Consider the following 20,421-nt stretch of genomic DNA (forward strand, 5'->3'; position numbering starts at 1 on the left):
TTCCAGCACGACGTAACGTCAACCTGACACGATCATTCGACCGGTGGCTTATCCATGGGGACGAAGCGGAATGCGTAGAGCACGTGGCCTTTGCCATCGGGACCTGCGCCGTTCGCCGTTTGTCCCAGAAGAACGTCGACCACGCAGGTGCTAAAGGCGACGCTTTCGAAGGTGCTCGATTCGAGTTTGCCGTGGCGCGGCAGCTGGTCGAGGATCTCGAAGGAGACGGTGACATCGCCCTCGGGTAGTATTTTTGCGCTCTGGAAGTGGCGCTCGTAGCAGCGCAGGTAGAGCCAGGACGTGTGGTCGACGGCCTCGCGAACTTCCTTGTCGATGACGTTGGTGTCGTTTCGGATCATGCGGGTGAAGAGCCGGACGCGCCGGTCTTGGACCTTCCAGAGAACCGCAGCATTGCGATCGGCGGGATCGCCGAAGCCGCTTGCCGAGAGCTGTTTCTTCGGCTTGCGGGGAGGCGCGGTGGGGGCGCTCGAAGCGATGGCCGAAGCTACCGGTGGCGGCGCCGCAGAGGCGGACGCGGTGGCCGATGCGGACGCGGGCGCCGGGGCCGGAGGTGGAGGCGGCGGGGCCGGCGTGGGAGCGGACACCGCGACCGGCGTCGGGGGCGGCGCGGCCGGTTTGGGCTTCGTGGCGAGCAAGTAGCCTCCGCCCAGGGCGGCGACCGCGACCACCACACCGGCGGCAAACGGCACCGCGCGGGCGCGAGGCGGCGGCCGCGCGGCACGCGCCTCTTGGACGGAGGCGATGGGCGTTTCCGTCGGGGCGAGCGCGGGATCGATGCGCGGCGCGGCGACGAGCACGGGACGCGGGGCCATGGTCGCATCGACCGATTCCCCCGACCCCGCGAAGACCGACTGCATCGCGTCCCACATGGTTCGTGCGTTGGGAAAGCGCGAGGCCATCTCGCGGGTCACGCAGCGCGCGAACCATGGATCGAACCCGGGGGGTAGCCTTTCGGCAACACCGTCCTCTCGGGCGCGCTCGCTCGCCCGTGGAAGGGACTCGAACACGATCTCGCGCAAAAGTTGGACGCTGGTCCCACCGCGCGCCGTGCGCCAGTAATAGCCACCGGTCAGCAGGTGGTACGCGATGAGGCCGAGCGCCCACACGTCCGCCGCCGGTGCAATATCGCCCGACGCGGTCTGCTCCGCGGCCATCCACAGCGGCGAACCGAGCGTGCCGCGCGTGGCATGCGTCTGCACCTCCGCAAGCAACTTCGCGATGCCGAAATCGAGCACCTTCACGGTGAACGGCGTCGCCCCCGCGCGCCGCGAGGACGCCAGAAAGACGTTCTCCGGCTTGAGATCGCGATGCACGACCCCCGCCGCGTGCGCCGCCGCCACCGCGTGACAGAGCTGCTCGAAAATGGCCTGCACCTCGGCAGGTGCCATCGCACCACGCGTGTCCATGCGATGGCGCAACGTCTCCCCCTCCAGGAGCTCCATCACCAGGTACGGCAGACCGATGCTCGCATCGAAACCCGCGGCGATGACCTCCACGACGTGATCGCTCGCAATGCGCGCACCGACCCGCGCCTCCTGCTCGAACCGCCGGGCCAACGCGGCATCGGCCACGATCTCCCGGTGCATCACCTTGAGGGCGCGCAGCTTTCCCGTGCTTCGCTGCGCGACCACGAACACCGCGCCCATGCCGCCCTCGTCGAGCGGCCTCTCCACCGTGAAGTCTCCGCCGATGACGGACCCTGGAACCAAACGGTGGCCAAACGACAGGCTCATGGTGCGAGCCTCGTATACCACTCACTCGTGGCGCGGGATGTAGCCTACTCTTCGGCGACGTCTTCGACGGCGCTGCCCGCGACGTCGGCCACGAGGTGGCTTCGCTCGGACGCGTGTTCGAGGGCGTTGTGCACCATGTCGATCACGTGCCGATCGGCGAGGGAGTAAAACACGTGCTTGCCCGCACGCCGGCGGGTGACGATGCGCTCGGCACGGAGCATGCGCAGCTGCTGCGACACCGTGGAGAGCGCACTTCCAGCGGCCTCGGCCAGTTCGGTCACGCACCACTCGCCGTCGGCCAGGCGCTCCAGCAGCTTGAGACGGGATACGTCGGCAGCGGTACGGAAGAGCGACGCAGCGCGTTCGAAAGCCTCGTCGCTGACGGGCTTGCGACGTCCGCTACGTAGCGCGTGCTCCTCGGGACCACATGTGGGGTCGGGCAATTCGGTCGCGGAACTCTTCATCATCGCGGGGTCCAAATCGTTTTCGCCCATGCGCGGCGGTTCCGCAAGCGATACACGCTTCGAACCAACTAAATTTCAACTGCAATACGATTGCGCAGTTGACAAAGTGTAGGTCTCTACAAGTCTGGCAATACCATCTTCGACGTGGCGCGCAGCTCGTACACGAGGACGATTTTGCGTGTCTCGTCGCCGGCGAGTTCGACGTCGCAGGTGGCGAAGCCGTCTCGAGCATCGATTTGCCAGGTGTGCTGCGCGGGCACGTCGATGTCGACGCCATCGATCTCGCTCACCGGCACGCGCTCGGTCACGCGGAGGCGCTTTGGCTCGCGCGACAGGTTGGATAACCACACCGTGACGGTGCGCTTGCGGCGCTGTGTGCCCAGGATCGAGCTCGTCTCGTCCTCCTTTTCGACATCGCGGCGCACACGGATGGCGTCGTCCGTGCCGAGGCCTAGCTCGAAGGGATCGCCCTGCGCCACGAACCGCGTTCGAACGCGGCCGGCGGCCGTGCCCGCGTGGTGCACGTGGACCGGCCCAGCCAGAAGCGGCCCGCCCTCGGACAACGTGGCCGTGGCCCGGATGTGTGCGACGCGCGCTAGCTCGGGGTACACCACCCGCTCCACGCGCGCCGGTAGGCGAACGTGCCCGATCTCGAGCCGCACCGGGCGCCCGTCCGAGCGAACGTCGGCGCGCGCCCGCACCTCGTAAACGAGCGGAACGCCGCCGTCGTCGACGCCGGGCATCTGCTCGACGGCGTTCTTGGCGCCCGAAACCGCCGCGGACAGAATTTCCTGCTCGCGCCCCTCGACGACCGTGCGCCGCCGATCCGCATCGGACTTGCGCCGCGTCACCAGCCGGTCGTCCTCCAAGAGCGGAGGCGTCGCCTGGTGGGCGGGACGCGCGGTCGAAAGGCGCACCCGAACGTCGTTCCAATCTTCGCCGGTGCGCTGCCACACCGTGGCCCACGTGAGGAGCTCGAGCTCGTCTTCCGCCGTTGTTCCCTCCCCGGCGCGGGCCACGTGCTCGGGACGCCAGAGCGCACCCGGCGTGCGGTACACGATCTCGAAGCGCGCCTCGCCCGGCTCATCGATCCGAACGCGCACCTCGACCAGGGCCTCCTGCCGCACATGCCGCAGGTTCCCCTCGCGCAACCGCGCTTCGGCGTGGGCCACCTCGTCCTCGGCCTGAACGCGTTGCACGCGGGCCGCATCGGCCGCACCGAGCACCTCGGCCTCCGCCTGGGCCAGCGCATCGTAGGCCCCGCGCCATGCGTGTTTGCGCCCGTTCTCGTGCCCGTTCGAAGCGCGCAGCCCGCGAGGCACCGTCGAGAGCCCCGAGGTCCATCGATCGAGCAGCTCGCGCACGCCCTCGCCGCGGAGACGCGCCCGCTCGGTGGCATCGTTCGCCTCCTGAAGGCGATGCTCGGCGCGCCGCAATTGGCCCTCACGCTCGTCGAGGTCCGCGCGGCCCAGCGTTTCCTCGTGGTGCACGCGGCGCTTGATGCGCGCGCCAAGCACCCGGGCCTTGCCGGAGATCAGCCGCACGCGCACGGAGCGCTCGTCGATGAACGGGGTCACGCCGGAAAAGACGAGCCATCGCTCGCCCTCCTCCAGCACGACATCCGCCGTGCGCACGACCTCGGCCCGATCTTCGAAAAACGTCACCTCGCGTACCGTCGTGGGGTGAATGGCCCGAGGCCAGGCTTGCGCGGTCTCAGTCACGTCGATTTCCTCCCTCGAGCTCACTCTTGGCTGGAAGCACGATGCGGTACGAAAAGTCGATGCGGGTCCGCCCCGCCGCGCCGAGTTCGATCTCCCAGACGAGGCCCCCGCGGATGGGCGTGCCGCGCTCGGCCTGATCGTATTTGTCCGGACGAGGGCGCGTGGACACGAGCTCGATCTCGACGTCCTTGTCCTCCGTCACGGGCAGGCGGTCGTACACCTTGAGGGTCACCGGGTAGCCCAGGGCCGATGACAGCTCGATGGAGACATCGTGCACCACGGCGATCTTGCCGCCCAGGAAGCCAGCGCTTTCCTCCTGTGCGCGCACGTTGCGCACCACGCGGATGCGCTCCTCCACGCCAAGCCCCAGACGCAAGGAGCCGCCATCGCCGGTGAGCTCGAGGGCCGACGTGGTGAGCAACCCGCCATCGAGAAAGACATCCGCCGGCCCTGGCAAAAGGGTCACGCCCTCGAAGGGATTCCGCTGCGACGCCTCGCGGTACACCTCCGCCGATTCGCGCGGGAAGGCCACCATCGACAGCGCCGCGTCCCCCGCCGCGCTGCGCACGAGAATGCGGTGGGCGGCACCGTCGGAACCGATGTCCGCCGGTGCATCGGCGCGGTAGCGGACCTGCCGCTCCCCGTTGCCGACGTAGCGCGGATCGGATGCGTAACGCGGCATGGGAATGCGCTCGATGGTGTGCGTCTCGTCCGACGTCGCATCCGCCATCGAGGCGGGATCGCGCACGAGCTGCCCGCGCTTGTCGCGGTCATCCATGTCCGCGAGAACCAGGGCGTCGAAATCGAGCCACGCATCGGTGGGCTGCAGTTCGTACGAATCGGGGTAGCCGACCACCGTGGGCTGATCCTCGATCGACGCCGACAGCGCCATCGCCCGCATCGGGACGAGGGATTTGGCCTGGCGACGGGCCATGACCATGGGCGCGGGTGCGGCGCCGTACGCGGCCGCGGCAGGCATCGAGCCCGGCGCAGGCGCGGGCGCGAAGGCCATCTCCTCCATGCCGTTCGCGTCACTCAGCTCCCCCACGGGGGCGCTTTCGGCCATGCTGAAGACCGCTTCGTCCAACGCAGCGTGCGGGCCCGCGTGCCGAGGCACCGGGCGCGGTGGCCGCGGCGGGGGCGCCGGCGGCGGCACGAACCGGGCGAGCGCTTCGTCGTAGCCGGCGAACATCTCGCGCAGGCCCTCGGGCAGCGGGCGAAAACCGCGACGTGGCGGCGGCTGCTTTCGTCCGAGACGGTACGAGAGGAGCTCGGGCAGCTGCGCATCGCGCACCAAGCCCACCGTGGAGAGACTCACCTGAACGCCCTGCCAATCCTCACCGGTGGCCTGCGCCACGAAGGCTTCCAGGCTCCACTCCGCCGCGAGCTTCGGGCCCGTGGCAAAGCGTGCAGAATACACGGGCCACCAGCGCGCCGCAGGAACCGCGTAGGAGACTTCGAGCGCCGAAGGCCGGGGCCCCGCACCGAGGCGCACCACGATGGCGCGCGTTTCCCTCGCCTGCGCGTGCTCCGCCGTGCTGCCCTGCGCCGCCTCCAGACGTGCGCGCTCGAGGCGCTTTTCCAGATCGATGCGGGCATCGTCGATGGTGAGCAGCCTTCGATCGAGCTCCGAGGTCAAATCGTCGACCAGCGAAAGCACGGCCAGCGCGTCGGACACGCGCGACTCGGGATCGATGCGCCGCCAGCGCACGTCGAGCACGGGCTCCGGCTTCACCGTCCCCACGGCGGCCCGGCGCGCGTGCACGTAGCGCTGTTCGAGCTCCAGCTTCTCCAAATCGCCCTCGAGCTCGCGCACGCGCTGCGCAAGCTCGCCGGGCGCGGGCGGCTCCAAGGGCAGCACGGCCCGCGCGCGCACGTAAACGATGCGCCGCTCCGCCCCTTCGTCGAGCGACAAGATCGCCCGCACGCTGCCCGATTGCGCCTGCACCGTGATACCGCCCATGAGCAGGTCGACCTCCTCCTCGGGCAGGTCCGAAGGAAGGGTCACCCGGCGCGTCACCACGGCGCCGCGCGCAAACAGGTCCACGGATGCGATACGGCTCTCGCACGCGATCTCTTGCATGGCCCAGCCATGGTATGAGGATTCATGCTCAAAGGCAGCCTCCGATCCGCCCTTCACCGTGCCATCACCACGCCGTTCGGCGACAACTTGGCCCCCATCCGCATCCCGAAGGACCTTCTGCGGCGGGTAAACGTGACCTTGGGGCAACCCATCTGTTCCCAAGAAGAGCTCGTGCGCCGTCACGAGGCCCGCGAACGGTTGGCCCAGTTGCGCCGGGAGGGCGGGCGGACCGCCATCGTCCGGGAGCAGGCCCCCGTCATGGTCTACTTCGAGAAGGACCGGAATGCGCGCATGCTGGGCCGCATCGAGGAATTGCTCTCCGGGGCGTCCATCGCGTTCAAGAAGCTCGACGTCACGGGCGACGCCGCCACGAAGGATTTCGTGGTGCGCGAGGCCCGGTGCAAGGAAGACGATCTGCCCGTGGTCTTCGTCGCCGGCACCGCCGTGGGCGGCTACAACGAGCTCGTGGACTTCAACGTTTCCGGTCAGCTGAAAAAAGCAGTCTTCGGCGACGCGTAACCGCGGCCCCCACGCCCATGAGCGCAGGCGTCGTCATTCTGCTGCTGGTTCCCCCGGGCGAGGCACAGGCCCCGCTCATCGGGGGCCTGGCAGCGGCGACGTCACGCGCGCTCGGAGCCGAGGCGCGCGTGGTGGTCGATGCGCGCACGCCCGCCTCGGACGACGACGCGGTGGCGCTCGCCGACCGGCTCCACGCGAATGCCGTGGTGACGTTGCGATGGCTGGAGGGCGGGCGCGTTTCCCTGCACGCGCACTGGAGCGGGCAAGCGGGGTGGACGGATCGCTTCTTCTCCTTCAACGACGCCGACGCACTCGATGAACGAGGCCGCACCATCGGGTTCACGCTCGCGACGATGATTCGCACCGAGAGCCCGCTCGGGCCCGCGCTCGATGCACCGCCCGCGCCGATCGCCACGCCGCCGCCCGCACGTCCTTCGTGGCCGCGATTCCCCTTCGAGCTGGAGGCGGGCGCGCACGTGCACGTGGCTGCCCATGCCACGGCGTTCGGCGGTGGCCTTCGCGCGGCCTACCTCATCGTTCCGCAGGCCGGCGTCACGGCCAGCGCCGATTGGTCCACGGGCGCGATGAAGGACATCGATGGCCGCATCGACATCGCGTCCCTTTCGGCCGGCGCCAAGGTTCCCATCGTGCTCGCGGGCCCGGGGCGCCCGTACGAACTCGCCGTTTCCGCCGAGGCCGCCCTTTCCCACGAAGCGGTCTCCCGAAATGGCACCGACGGCTCGCACACGGAGGGGCGTTGGGTGCCGGGCGCGCGCGTTCGCCTCGCAGCAGCGTGGTTTTTCACCCCGCGCATCGCCGCGCTCGCGGGGCTTGGCTTGCACGCGAACCTTGGCGAGACGGACATTGTGGTCAATGGCCACACAGAGGCCACGTTGTCCCCGTACCGCGGTACGGGCGAGCTGGGCGTGAGGGTGCGCTTTTGAGGGGCGCCCTGCCTGGCTTTCGAGGCGTCGGGTTACTCTCCGGATCGTGCAGGCCAAGCTTCGTCTCGTCCCCTCGCGCCCCGCGCCGGCGCCGGCTTCTCCGCCGGCCTCCCCGCGTACGCCGGCGCTCGACGACGCGCAGCTCATCGCGGCCATCCGCGCGAACGATGATCTGGCGGCCACCGCCTTTCATGACCGCCTCTACCCGTGCGTCAGCCGTACGATCCAACGCTTGCTCGGACGGCGCGACGCCGATTACGAGGACCTCATTCAGCTCAGCATGGTCGAGTTGATTCAGTCCTTCGATCGCTACCGTGGTGAGTGCTCCCTCGAGTCGTGGGCCTCCACCATCGCATCGCGTGCAGTGTACAACCACTTGCGCAGGCGCAAGCGCGAGCGGCTCATCTTCGCTCCGCCCCCACCGGACGATCTGGATCCGTCGAAGCTGTCCCGCACCTTGAGCGCCCGCAACACGATGCAGCGGGTGCGGCAGCACCTGGGCGAGCTGCATCCGGACAAGGCGTGGACCTTCCTGCTTCACGATGTGTGCGGCTACGATTTGCGCGAGATTGCCACGATCACGGGGGTGAGCGTCGCGGCCGCCCAGACGCGGCTGGTGCGCGGGCGCTGCGAGCTCCATGAGCGGCTCGCCGAAGATCCCGAGCTGCGGGGTGCGCTCGAAACGGGGGTGGATCCATGAGCCGCGGTCCCGAGTACGCCGACCTCGCTGCACGAGCACTTCGCCGTGAGCTCACCGAGGATGACGCATTCGAGCCGGGGCAGCACGGTGCCGCCCGCGCCCAGCGCATCGACGCCGTCCGCGGTGCCATACGGCAGCGCGCACGGCGAAAGATGGTCGCGCGCGGGGCCGGTGCAGGTGTGGCGGTTCTCGCGGCCGCCGCGGCGGTTGCGCTTTTCGCGCGCGGACGCCCCGCGCATGTGGAGGCGGTTGCGGAGGCGAGCGGCGAGGCCGCGTACGTGGAGCGCGACGGTGCCCGCGAAGCGCTGGCGTCGGGCAAGAAGGTTCAAGCTGGCGACCACGTGGTGGTGCCCCAGGGCGGGCACGCGGCGTTGACCCTGACGACGGGCACGCACCTCGCCCTGGAGGCGGAGGCGGATCTGTCGGTGCTCTCGCAGAATCGCCACCAGATTTACTGGCTCGCCAAGGGCGCTCTGCAGGCGCGCGTTTCGAAGCTGGGCGAAGGCGACCGCTTCGTGGTGCGCACGCCCGATGCCGACGTGGAGGTCCGCGGCACGCAATTCCGCGTCGCGGCCGCCGAGCCGCACGCCACCTGCGGCAATGGAAGCACCACGCGCGTGAGCGTGCTCGAAGGCGTGGTGGTCGTGCGCCACGGAGGCGTCGAGACGCCTGTCGCCGCGGGCGAAGAGTGGCCGTGTGCATCGGCCGCATCGCCTCCTCAACAGCCCCCGTTGGTGCTCCCTCCCTCCCGGGGGGAGGGCTCGGGGAGGGGGAGAGATCCAGGTAGCGATCCAGGCAGCGATCCAGGCAGAGCTCAAGGAAATGCTCGGGCGAGCGCCAAACGGCCCCCACCCGCACCGGCCCCGGTGGCCGCGCCCGAGACGTCGACCTCGGATCTCTCCGCCCAGAACGACCTTTTCGCACGCGCCACGGATCAAAAGCGCGCCGGCAACGCCCGCGGTGCCCTTGCCACGTTCGAAACCTTCCTCGCGCGCTACCCCAAGAGCGCCCTCGCAGAAAGCGCCGCCGTCGAGCGCTGGCGGCTGCTCACGCACATCGATCGCGCCTCCGCACGCACCGCGGCCAAGGACTACTTGGACCGCTATCCCAACGGATTCGCCCGCGCCGATGCGCGCGCGCTTCTCGGCGAATAGACTCCCTCGATGCGTTTCGGCTTTCTCGCCCTCGCGATTTTCGCAGGCCTCGCGCGCCTCACGGGTATCGCCGCATGCCACGGAGAGCTCGAGTTCACCGATCCCACCGACGGCGGCACCGCATTCGACGCATCCCTCGACGCCCGCACCGATAGCCAGACACCACCCGTCGATTGCCGAACCCAAGCCGGCATCTGCCCCTTATCCAATTTGCATTGCGACACCACCTCCGGCGCCTGCGTCGCGTGCACCTCCGATTCGCATTGCGCAGGTCCCCTGCCCCGGTGCGACACCGCACTCCATCGCTGCATCGGCTGCGGCACGCGCGACGATTGTCCTTCGGGTCAGCTCTGCGCGCAGAAGGTTTGCGTCCCCTCGTGCCAAGACGGGGGCACGTGCCCTGGCAATTCGAGTTGCCACTCCGAATCGCAGATATGCAAAGAATGCCAGGCCCACAGCGAGTGCAAAAATTCGGACAAGGCGCGCGTATGCCAAGTGGCCACGGGCCGATGTGTGGAATGCCTCGTGGATACGGATTGCGCAGCAGGTCATCCGCGATGCGATCTCATTTCAGGGAGATGCGTACGCTGCCTCGTGTCATCGGATTGCCCGAGTGACCAGTCCGTGTGCGATCCCGCGACATTCGCGTGCGTTCATCCCAGCTGAGAATTAATCGACACGGGCCTGCCTGATTCGGGAAACGCCGAACCACCCTGGGGCCATGACGATGCGCCGTACTGTCCTTTTTCTCATCTTCTTCGCTGCGGTGATCTTCGCCTGCGGCAGCAACGACGATGCCTCCATCTTCAATGGGGGCGACGCCGGACCGGACGTCGTCGAGCCCGACGGGGGATTTGGCGTCTTCGATGGCGGTGTCCCATCGGCGTGCGATCCGTCCGGAACCGCCTGCACCTCGGGGGAAAAGTGCTGCACCGGCACGTGCGATGCCACCACGAAAAAGTGTACCGGCGGCGTCGGGCAATGCGCCGCGACCGGTGCGACGTGCGGCAACGGGACGGATTGCTGCAGCCTGCGCTGCGAAGGCGGCAAGTGTGCGGCGGCGGCGTGCATTCAAGATTCGAAGGCCTGCACCACGCCCGAATCGTGCTGCAGCGGCAAATGCTCGGGCGGCACCTGCCAGCCGCTCAATCCCGGTGGCACGTGCAAGACGGCGGGCAACGCGTGCTCCGGTGCCGGCGATTGCTGCTCCAAGCTGTGCAAAGGGGGAGTGTGCCAGCTCAACTCGTCGTACTGCATTCAAGGTGGCGACGCGTGCGCCCACGCCGAAGACTGCTGCGGTGGCATCTGCACCAAGACCGCCGGCGCGACCCTGGGCACCTGCAGCGCCCCCACGGGTTCGACCTACTGCAACGGCGGCGTCGACGGCACGGTGTGCGAAGGCAAAGGCTGCGAGGCATGCTGCAGCCGCCTCTGCGCGCCGTACGCGCCCTCCGGCGTGAACATCTGCCAACCCGCCAACGGCTGCCGCGTCAACGGTGACCTTTGTCGCGCGGACAAGGACTGCTGCGGCGCCGCCGGTACGGGCCTACCCGGCGACGGCAACGTCACCTGCGACAAAGAGCCCGGCGCCGCCGTGGGCATCTGCCGCAACCCGCGAAGCTGCAACCCCGAAGGAAACGTCTGCCACTTCAAGGACTACGTGTGCAGCAATTCCGCGGCGCGCAATGACTGCTGCGAGCACCTCGGGTCGAAGACGAACTGCGAACTCGATCCCGTGGGCGTTCCGCGATGCCACGTCGTGGGCACCGACGGAGGCCTGGCCTGCCGCACCACCGGCCAGACCTGCGCATTTTCGGCCAACTGCTGCAACGGCGCCAAGTGCCTCCCCGACGCCAGCGGCACCCTCCGCTGCGCACCGCCCACCACGCAATGCAGCCAGACCGGCAACGCCTGCACCGTCAACGCGGACTGCTGCAATGGCCTCACCTGCAACACGCCGCCCGGCTCCGTGAAGGGCACCTGCGGCGCGACGACCACCCCCGACGGCGGCACCGGAACGTGCTCGCTTTACGGCCAATCTTGCAAGGAGTCCACCGACTGCTGCAACGGCATCCCCTGCAACAACGGCTACTGCGTCAACATCGTCCATTGATCACGAGGGAGCGCGGTGGAACTCCACCGAGTTCCCGAGATGGCCGAGCCGGCGTGCCTCGAGGCACGCCGGCGATCCCGGTTCGACGATGCGGCAGTCCTCCGGACGCACCTCGTAGACGGCGCATGGGTATTGCTCGGGCACCGAAACGTCGAGCCCTGCGCACCGTGTTTCGCCGGCAATGCCGTTGTTCGCGGGGACGTTTTTCATGAAGCGAAAGCCCGGCGGGGAGCGGTACTCCTCGGTGTAAATCTCGAGCAGGCGCTTGCCCATCCGCACATCGTCGCTCTCCAAAAAGTGCACGGTGTGGGCCGGGTGATGGCAACAACGGCCGCAACCGACACAGTCGGCGCCGTTCGGATCGGGCTCTCCAGTCACGGGGGTGGGCATTCGGACGGGAGGTTTACTCTTCTAAATGGAGAGCGGCCACTTCAACCCGGAGAGGCGTGAGGCGACCTGCGCAAAATCGCTGCGCACTTGGGAAATGCTGGGGCGCAAGGTCGGGTCGCGGCGCAGGGCCCAGAAGATGGCCTCGCCGAGCGGAGCGAGCCCGACGCGCGTGGCCAGCGCACGCAGACGCGGCGGAAGGCCATCGTGGGCGATGTGCGCCGCGATGAGGGCCATCTCGCTCGGGGCCTGAAAGAGCGGAATGCCGGTGAGCGCCTCGAAGGCGAGGCAGCCGAAGGCGTATACGTCGGCCGCCTGCGGCGATTGCGGGCCGTTGCCGCTGGTCGCGCCCCAGACCTCGGGTGCGCCGTATGGACCGGTGGCGCAGCCGGGGCGGATGTGGCGACCGGCCAGGCCGAAGTCCACGAGCACGCCGTCGTGCCCCGCGCGAAGCACGACGTTCGACGGCGTTAGATCGAGGTGGCCCACGCCCACACCGTGCATCGCCTCCAGGCCGCGCAGCACGTCATCGAGCACGCCGAAGCAGCGCTGCATGTCGAGCGCGCGCGAGTCGATCACATTGGCGAAGGTGGCGCCCTCCACGAGCTCCATCACCAGAATGGGCTTCGGCCGCGCGGCCAGGTCGAACGTGACGAAGCGTGCCAGGTTCTTGTGCTGCGGCACCGCAATGAGCGCCGAGGCCTCCGCGCGGAAAAGATCCAAGAACGCCGCCTCGGACAGGGTGCGCGCCGCCGTGGCCGAATAATCGGGCACCTTCAGCGCGAACTTTTCCGCATTCGGCTCGTGCCGATCTTCGACCCGGTTGACGATGAACACGCTGCCCGAGCCTCCGGAGCCGAGCGCCTTCACGATGTAAAAGCCACCGATGGTGCGCCGGGGCGGCACCCACGAGGGCAGCGGATCCGGCTTCGCCACGCGCACGTGCTGCGAGTCCACCACTTCGCTGTCGACGGGCATCGCATGCAGGTACGCCAGCACCGACGACACGACCCGCGCCAGCGACGGCGGAACGTCTTTCAAGAGCCGAGCCTCGCACCCGGCGACGGTCTCGCGTGTGAGCTGCGGCGCCGCCCCCGAAACCGCCCGCGCGACCAGCACGCGGATGCCTTCTTCCGTGGCTTGTTCGGGCGGCGTGTCGACCTGCGAGCCATCGACCCGCCCGCGCGCGAACCGCGCCAGGTACCGCACCGTGGAGAGCTGCGTCTCCAGCGCGCCGAGAGGCCCGTACTCGCCGCCGCTGGGATCGACCAGCGCCGAAAGCGTGGGCGCCTCCTCGATGGCGACCAGCGCGCCGTGCAAACCGACCAGCGCCGTCCGAAACGCCTCACCGCGCTTCGACGGATGCAGAAAGAGTTCGCGCGCCAGCTCGTCCAGCGCCCCGATCTGCGTTTGAAGCGGCGCGGGCTCGCTGTTGCCCGTGGAAAGACTGCTCGGGCTGCACGCACGAACGAAGCGCTCGTAGCGCTCGAACATGTGCTTCAAATCGGGATCCATGGCCGCCTCGGCCAAGGTGCGAAGGTGCGTCACCGGCGCCGTGGCCAGCGCCGCGCGAAACGCGACCGGCTCGTCGAACACGGGCGCCAGGGCATCCCCCACCCCGACCCCCACGAGCAGCGCATCCACCGTTTCGATGGCCTCCGCGCGCACCAGCGCATCGAGCGTCCGCGCGAGCGCCGCCGACAAGGTCCGCACGAGCACCGGCGGAGGCCCCGACTCGAACCGCTCGACCAGCGCCCCCGCGATGCGGCACCACCGCGTGCGAAGCTTCGCCGCGCGTGCGGGCTCGTCGTAGGCACCCACGTCGCTGTCGACGAGGTGGATCAGCGCGCGGAGCCGCCGCAGGCGCAACGTCGTATGCGCGCCCGTTCCCGTTTCGCGCGACAGGATCCACGAGGCGATGCGCTCGCGCACGGTGTCGAGCTCGTCTTCGTGCCGCGTGCCATCGGAGCCACCGAGCTTGAGCAAATCCGACAACGTGTGGCGCTCGAGCAAGGTGATGTCCAGATCGCGCACCACGGCCAGCGACGTGCGCCGCGCCGTCGATCCACCGCGGCCCTCCTCGCCCTCGTCCTGCGCGAGCACGTCCAGGGTGTCGAGCGCCGCCACCGCCCCCGAGAGCACCTCGCGCGCCGCGGCGTACGACTGCTTCGCGCCGTGCGTGACGAAAAGCTCCAGTGCCGCCGCCAGTTGCTCGCGCAGCGAAGGCTCCTCGCTCGTCGCGCGCTTCAAATCGCGCGCAATCTCGCGGGCCAGGGCCTGCGCCGCATCGTCGGGCACGAATGGATCGGGGTTGCTGATGCGCCCCAGCGCCGCAAACGCTTTCGCCGCGGCGCGCTCCACGAACGACCCTTTGCCGTACTCCGCGAGCAACTCCGCAATGGCCTCCGACGCCTCGAACCCTGCGCGCGCCACCAGCCGCTCGAGCAGCACCTTCGCGGCATCGGGCTCGGCCTCCGCCGCGCGCGGCAAGCCCCACGCGAACGCCGCCGTCATCCCCGCATCCCGTTCCAGCGCGCCGCTGTCGATCGCGTGCACCGCACCGCGCAGCGCCACATCGGGGCTCACCGCCACCATCGCCGCGAGCGACGTGGCCCCGCGGCGCCATTCCGTCGGCGTGAGGCCCGGCGCCAGCGCGCCCGCGACCTCCGCCTTCAGCGCCGGAACGAACGGCGCCAAAAGGCCCCGCGCGACCGCGATGGAGCGCCACACCAGCGATTCGCGGTCCCCGAGCAACCGCCGCCACGCCTCCTGCAGTCCATCGGCCTGGAACACGCGCAGCGCGTGATCATCCCCTTGCTGCGCGCGCGTGGCCGCCTCCCGCGCCGCCCGCTCCATGAGCCGCGCCGCGATCCGCCGCGCGTGCAGCGAGCCGCTGGACGGCATCACGATCCACTCCCGCGCGAGCTCGCGCGAGGCGCACAGCCCATAGGCCAGCGGCCCATCGCGAACCCCCAGCGCCAAGGGCAAATCCACCACCAGCGCCACCCGCGCACGCACCGCCGACGTGCCCAGGCCCTTCCCGGAGCCCAGCGCCATGCGCGTGGCCATCGCCACGAAGGTCTCCGCGTTCGCGGCGTTCAGGCGCCCGAGGACACGCCGCCCCATTTCGCGCTGCTCCGGGCCTGGGGGGAGCGCGGCGGCAAGCGCATAGAGCGCCGCGCCCGAGGCGGGGGGTGCCAGCCAATCCAAATCGTCCACCAGGCCATCGTGGAGCGCCACGCGCACCACTTTGACGAGGGCATCCGGATGAAGGCCGTCGAGCGGGCTGGGCCCATCTTGCACGCTCACTCGGGCGAGAGTCGCCAAAGCCTGCCGCCACGAAGCGCGCCGCTCTGCAGGGTCATGCATCCGCGGGAGATCGAGCAGGCCGCTGACGTAGGTCCACGGTCCTTTCACGGTGATTCACTCATCATCCGCTGCCACACGAAAAACCGCCACGATTTTCCAGCTTTTCCCTCGACGACTTTCGCTTCTTTGGTAGGAAGGGGCCCGTGATTCTTCTCGAGAACCTCACCAAACGATTCGGACCCAAGATTCTCTTCGAGAACGTGTCGATGCAGTTCGACCCCGGCAAGCGTTATGGCTTGGTCGGAGCCAACGGCGCCGGCAAGTCGACCCTGCTGAAAATGCTCGCGGGGGATGAAGAATCCGACATGGGATCCATCAGTATTCCATCGTCGTTGCGGCTCGGCGTCCTCAAGCAAAACCACTTTGCGTACGACAAAGAGCGCATTTTGGACGCCGTTCTGATGGGCAACAAGGCCCTCTGGGACGCCATGGCCGAGAAGGAAACCCTTCTTGCCGGTGAGGTCACGGACGAGATCGGCATCCGCCTGGGCGAGCTGGAAGGCGTCATTGCCGAGGAGAACGGCTACGTCGCGGAAAGCGAAGCCGCGGAGCTCCTCGTCGGCCTCGGCATTCCGACGCACAAGCACAGTGATCCGATGAGCACCCTCGCCGCCGGCTACAAGCTGCGGGTGCTTCTGGCGCAGGTGCTCTTCCTGCACCCGGACGTGCTCCTGCTCGACGAGCCGACGAACCACCTCGACCTCGACTCGATCCGATGGCTCGAGCAGTTCCTCGTCGACTACAAGGGCACACTGGTCATCGTCTCGCACGACCGGCACTTCCTCAACGCGGTCGCCACGCACATGGCGGACGTCGACTACCAGACCATCACGGTCTACACCGGCAACTACACGGACTTCGTCGAGGAGAAGTACGAGACCCGCCAGCGCGCGCAGGCGCAAAACGCCGCGGCGAAGAAGAAAATTGCGGAGCTGCAACAGTTCGTCGACCGCTTCGGGTCGCACGCTTCGAAGAGCAAGCAGGCGCAGTCGCGTGTGAAGCAGATCGAGAAGCTCGAGGTGAAGGAGCTGAAACGATCGAGCCTCGTGCGTCCCTTCGTGCGCTTCGAGCTGGACAAGCCCAGCGGCCGCGATGTCCTCCGCGTGGACGGTGTCGACAAGGCCTTCGGCCCCGAGAAGAAGATCTTCAAGGGCCTGAGCCTCAACTTGAACCGCGGCGACAAGATGGCCGTCATCGGCCCGAACGGCATCGGCAAATCCACGTTGCTGAAGTTGATCGTCGGCTCCTCCGCCAACTTGGACGCGGACACCAAGAAGGAAACGCTCAAGCCCGACACCGGCGAGATCCGCTGGGGCCACGAGACCAGCGTGGGCTACTTCGCGCAGGATCACCACGAGGCGCTCGGCGAGACGGCCAAGGGCCTGACGGCGTACGAGTGGCTGTACTCCTTCGACAAGACGGCGACCCAAGAGTCGATTCGCGCGATCCTCGGGCGTCTCCTCTTCTCGGGCGAGGCCGCGCTGAAGAAGATCGAGGCGCTCTCCGGTGGCGAGTCGGCGCGCCTTCTCTTGGCGAAGTTGCTGCTGCAAAAGCACAATGTTCTGGTGCTCGACGAGCCGACCAACCACCTGGACATCGAGTCCATCGAGGGTCTGCTCGATGGGTTGAAGCCGTTCCCCGGAACGGTGGTCGTGGTCAGCCACGACCGGCACTTCGTTGCCGAGCTCACCAACCGCGTCCTCGAGCTACAGCCCGGCGAAGGTGGGACGGGTGAGAAACGTGAAGCCGCCACGGTGGTCGAGTTCGGTGGCACGTACGACGAGTACCTGGAGCGCGAAGGCCGCGATTATTTGCGGAAATAGCCCCTTCCCGCTCGGTGCCTCGTTGCGCCGATGCTGTAGTTCAGTTCGCTGGCGATTTCGCTCCGAATGGAGCACCATGGGATGTCGTAAAGCTCTACCCCAGGGCTCCCGTCGGCATGCTTGGAACGATCATCGGCGAAAAGTACCGTCTTGAACGATCCATCGGCACCGGTGGCATGGGCGAGGTGTTCGAAGCGCGCCACATGGTCACCGGCCGCGCGGTCGCCGTAAAATTGCTCTACGAACAGCCCGCGGTGAACGAGGCGGTGGCGAGCGATCGCTTTCGCCACGAGGCATACGCCGCGGGCACGCTCGACGCGGAGCACATCGTGCAGGTGTTCGACGCCGGCACCGACCGCGATACGGGCCGCCGCTACCTGGTGATGGAGCTTCTGCGCGGCGAGAGCCTGCACACGCTCATCAAGCGATTCGGTCCGCTCGCGCCCGAGCTGGCGTTCAGCATCGTGGGCCAGGCCGCCTTGGGCCTCTCGAAGGCGCACGCCGCGGGCATCGTCCACCGCGACGTCAAGCCGGCGAACATCTTTCTCTCGCTCGAGGCGGACGAGGTCGTGGTCAAGGTGCTCGATTTCGGCATCGCCAAGGTGCGAGATCTCGACGATGACCCGGCGGCGATGGGCGGTCAGGTCGTGGGCTCGCCGCACTACATGTCGCCGGAGCAGGCGCAGGACCTGCCGACCCTGGATCATCGAAGCGATCTTTTCTCGCTGGGCGCCGTGCTCTATCGGCTGCTCTCCGGTCAGACGCCGCACCCGACCGCCGATACGCTGGTTCGTTTGATGTATGCAATCTGCACGGAACCCGCACGGCCGCTTTCCGAGGTCGCGCCCTGGGTTCCGCCGGAGATGGTGGCCTTCGTCGAGCGCGCGATCGCCATTCCGCCGTCCGCGCGGTTTCAGTCCGCCGGCGAGATGGCCCACGGCATCGCGACCATCGTGGGCGATCTGCGCATTGCACCGGCCGACGTGGGGCCGATCACCGAGGAGCAGCGCGCGGGGTTCGAGCCATCGTCGTCGCGGCGCTTCGACGATGCAGGAGCGGCCCCGCAAGCGGGGCCTGGGGTCAACGCGCGCAGCTGGGATCAGACGCTGCAAGGTTCCGTCGCCACGCGACCGGACAAGGGCTCCCTGCTGACGGCGGTGCTCGGGGCCATCGCCATGGCGGTGGTGCTCCTCGCGGTCATGGGGCTCTGGCGCACGCGCGGTTCCTCGGTGTCCCGCGCGATCCACGCCGCGGTCACATCGGTCACGCCCGTCGCATCGGCGGCATCGGCGGAGCCGGCACCGATCACACCGGCGGGAATGCTCCCGCAAACGGGGACGTTGATGTCGGCGGCGCGCTCCGTCTGGGTGCACGTGCCCCCCGCGGAGGAAGTCCTCGTCGATGGGCAGCGCACGGTGCCCTCGCCGACGGGGTACGTGGAAGTCGTGGGCGAGCTCGGAAGCCGCCACGAAATAGGGCTCACCGCCGCGGGCCGCCTGCGAACGACCCAGGTGGTCATCACGCCCGACGGAGCATTCCCCGACGCCATTGCGCTCGGCAATCCCGCCCCCGCGGAGCGCGTCTCCGCCCCGGGTGAGCGTGCTCCGTCCGCGCCCAAGCGCCGCGTCGTCAAACGCGAAGCCACGGCACTCGATGCGGGCCATCGGGATGGTGTCGCCGCCGCCATCGTGGACGCCGCGGAAAATGCGCGCATCCGCCCCGCGCCCACGCCGCGCGAGGATCCCCCAGAGGATCCCTTCGGGTCGATCAAGCTGCCCACCGAGCGAAAGACCTTCGACGACTAAGGTAACGGCCGACGGGCGTGTCAGTCAGCGCGCGCAAGGATCGGGCGGCGGCCCCTCGTCGGAATCGCCCGCGGCGTCCACGCGCCCTTCCATCGTGGAGCTGCCACTGGTGCGGATGGCTTGCACCGCCTGGCGGCGGGTCGAGGCGTCGCTGCTGCGAAGTGCGCCGTCGAGAACGCGCTCCGCCTCTGGCCCGCCGAGTTGCGCGAGCCCTTGCAAGGCGGCGCCCCGCACATCGCCGCTCTGCGATTCGTACGCGCGGAGAAACGTCCCCATGGACTGCGGATCGCCGGCCTCCGCCAGCGCCTGCAGCGCGCCCGCACGCGCGGGGGACGAACCTTCCGCGAGCTCGGTGACGGTCCGCACGGACTCGGGATCCTCGCGACGGCCGAGGGACAGGACCGCCTGCTCCGCCTGGGGGCCGCTACCGCGGGCGATGGCGGCGAGTTCGCGGGAGCTCTCCAGCGATTCATCCATCGCCAGGGCGTTGACCGCCTCCGCGGCGTCCTTTCCACCTTGGTGCGCGATGCGGATCAAGGCCGTGCGAGCCTCTTCGCGCGCACGCGGATCGCTGTTGGGCGCGTTGCCCATCGTCTCTTGCAGCGCCTGCACCTGCGCAGGGCCTGGCGTTCGCGACAAGTCGGCGAGCGCCTTCTGCGCCGCCTCGTCCGACATTTGCGCGAGCGCATTCACGACCGTCGGCGCATTCTTGCCGCGGGCTTCCTGCAGGAGAAACGCCAAGGCCTCGGGCCCGCCAATCTGGGCGAGCGCCTCCACGGCAATGCCGCGCATCTCCCCCGGTCCACCCTGCTGCGCAAGATTGAGCAACATCGGCACCGTCGAAGGGTCCCCCACCTCCCCCAACGCGTACACGAGCGCGGTCTTGTCCCGTCCCTTGGCACGCTCCAGCGCGTGGACCAGGAGCGGCGCCGCCTCGGGCCATCCGGCCTGGCCCATCGCCACGATGGCCTGATGCTGCAACTTGGGCGAATCGCTATGCGCCAACTCGAGCAGCTCCGCGCGCGCCGCCTCGCTGCGACTCATGGCCAGGGCCCCGAACGCAGCTCCCGTGAGCCCCGGATCCGAGCCGCGCGCGATCTCGCCGAGCCAATTCATCGCCTCGGACGCCCCGGTCTCGCCAAGGGCGTCGATGGCGCAGTACCGCAACTCCGGTCGGCGCGCCGTGCGATACACCTCGAGGATCGTCTGCACCGCCGCCGGCTCCCCGGAAATGCCAAGGTGGCGAAGCGCCGTGCACTTGTGCGATTCCAACCGCGCCGCCCGAAGCCGATCCATCCACTGGCCAACGTAGAGCGACATCGGCGTCGCCCCCGGTTCCCGCTCCGAATCGGCCACGAACCCGCCCCCGAGCGGCACCGGCATGGCCACCCCCGCACACGCCGTGCTGGGCGCAAGCTCCGAACGGTCCGCCCGCGCCTCCTCCCCGGAAGCCTTCCGCATCGGGCGCAACGCAAAGAACACAGCGAGCCCGAGCGAAAGCAAGGTCGCCACCTTCCAAGCAAGAAGCGATCGGCGCATGCTTCATGGACGCCCAACCCCGACGTTTGTTCGTCGAAATCGCGAC

General features: G+C 68.7%; 13 protein-coding genes and 1 pseudogene. 7 read left to right on the forward strand and 7 right to left on the reverse strand.

Translation table 11 applies throughout. The annotated features are described in order from the left end of the window. Window positions 1-32: 32 nt before the first annotated feature. The 4 genes from LVJ94_22515 to LVJ94_22530 form a co-directional block, all read right to left on the reverse strand. Complete coding sequence (locus LVJ94_22515; protein WXB09989.1) at window positions 33-1,754, reverse strand: serine/threonine protein kinase; 1,722 nt, start codon at window positions 1,752-1,754, stop codon at window positions 33-35. A 44-nt stretch (window positions 1,755-1,798) separates the two neighbouring features. Beyond that, the gene (locus LVJ94_22520) at window positions 1,799-2,221 is read right to left on the reverse strand and encodes a metalloregulator ArsR/SmtB family transcription factor (protein WXB09990.1); all 423 of its coding nucleotides are present in this window, start codon (window positions 2,219-2,221) and stop codon (window positions 1,799-1,801) included. Window positions 2,222-2,334: 113 nt separating this feature from the next. Then, window positions 2,335-3,939, reverse strand: coding sequence for a DUF4139 domain-containing protein (locus LVJ94_22525; protein WXB09991.1), 1,605 nt, complete (start codon window positions 3,937-3,939; stop codon window positions 2,335-2,337). Next, window positions 3,932-6,022: a DUF4139 domain-containing protein gene (locus LVJ94_22530; GenBank protein ID WXB09992.1), complete on the reverse strand. Its 2,091-nt coding sequence runs from the start codon at window positions 6,020-6,022 to the stop codon at window positions 3,932-3,934. The genes LVJ94_22525 and LVJ94_22530 overlap by 8 nt, the downstream gene beginning before the upstream one ends. 24 nt (window positions 6,023-6,046) lie before the next feature. Here LVJ94_22530 and LVJ94_22535 point away from each other — a divergent pair, with 24 nt between their 5' ends. The 5 genes and pseudogenes from LVJ94_22535 to LVJ94_22555 all read left to right on the forward strand — a co-directional run bounded on the left by LVJ94_22535 (window position 6,047) and on the right by LVJ94_22555 (window position 11,198). Continuing rightward, entirely contained in the window at window positions 6,047-6,541 is a 495-nt protein-coding gene (locus LVJ94_22535; protein ID WXB09993.1) for a hypothetical protein, read from the forward strand. Window positions 6,542-6,558: 17 nt separating this feature from the next. Then, complete coding sequence (locus tag LVJ94_22540) at window positions 6,559-7,485, forward strand: hypothetical protein (GenBank protein ID WXB09994.1); 927 nt, start codon at window positions 6,559-6,561, stop codon at window positions 7,483-7,485. Between the two features lie 46 nt (window positions 7,486-7,531). Beyond that, a complete protein-coding gene (locus LVJ94_22545; GenBank protein ID WXB09995.1) occupies window positions 7,532-8,185 on the forward strand; it encodes a sigma-70 family RNA polymerase sigma factor in 654 nt (217 codons plus the stop codon). Next, entirely contained in the window at window positions 8,182-9,339 is a 1,158-nt protein-coding gene (locus LVJ94_22550; protein ID WXB09996.1) for a FecR family protein, read from the forward strand. Before LVJ94_22545 ends, LVJ94_22550 begins: the two co-directional genes overlap by 4 nt. Before the next feature lie 1,676 nt (window positions 9,340-11,015). Next, window positions 11,016-11,198 (forward strand): annotated as a pseudogene (locus LVJ94_22555) (hypothetical protein). Between the two features lie 254 nt (window positions 11,199-11,452). Here the strand turns inward: LVJ94_22555 and LVJ94_22560 are convergent. Further along, on the reverse strand, window positions 11,453-11,842 hold the full coding sequence (locus LVJ94_22560) for a YkgJ family cysteine cluster protein (protein ID WXB09997.1): 390 nt from the start codon (window positions 11,840-11,842) through the stop codon (window positions 11,453-11,455). A gap of 21 nt (window positions 11,843-11,863) precedes the next feature. Further along, window positions 11,864-15,256 (reverse strand): protein kinase, encoded by a 3,393-nt coding sequence (locus tag LVJ94_22565; GenBank protein ID WXB09998.1) that lies wholly within the window; start codon window positions 15,254-15,256, stop codon window positions 11,864-11,866. Between the two features lie 95 nt (window positions 15,257-15,351). Here LVJ94_22565 and LVJ94_22570 point away from each other — a divergent pair, with 95 nt between their 5' ends. Then, window positions 15,352-17,031 (forward strand): ATP-binding cassette domain-containing protein, encoded by a 1,680-nt coding sequence (locus LVJ94_22570; protein ID WXB09999.1) that lies wholly within the window; start codon window positions 15,352-15,354, stop codon window positions 17,029-17,031. A 116-nt stretch (window positions 17,032-17,147) separates the two neighbouring features. Beyond that, complete coding sequence (locus LVJ94_22575; GenBank protein ID WXB10000.1) at window positions 17,148-18,836, forward strand: serine/threonine protein kinase; 1,689 nt, start codon at window positions 17,148-17,150, stop codon at window positions 18,834-18,836. A gap of 24 nt (window positions 18,837-18,860) precedes the next feature. Here the strand turns inward: LVJ94_22575 and LVJ94_22580 are convergent, their stop codons facing one another. After that, window positions 18,861-20,375, reverse strand: a complete 1,515-nt coding sequence (locus LVJ94_22580) for a HEAT repeat domain-containing protein (protein WXB10001.1) — start codon at window positions 20,373-20,375, stop codon at window positions 18,861-18,863. Window positions 20,376-20,421 lie beyond the last annotated feature (46 nt).

The organism is Sorangiineae bacterium MSr11367 (assembly GCA_037157805.1).
Classification (GTDB): Bacteria; Myxococcota_A; Polyangia; order Polyangiales; family Polyangiaceae; genus Pendulispora; species Pendulispora rubella.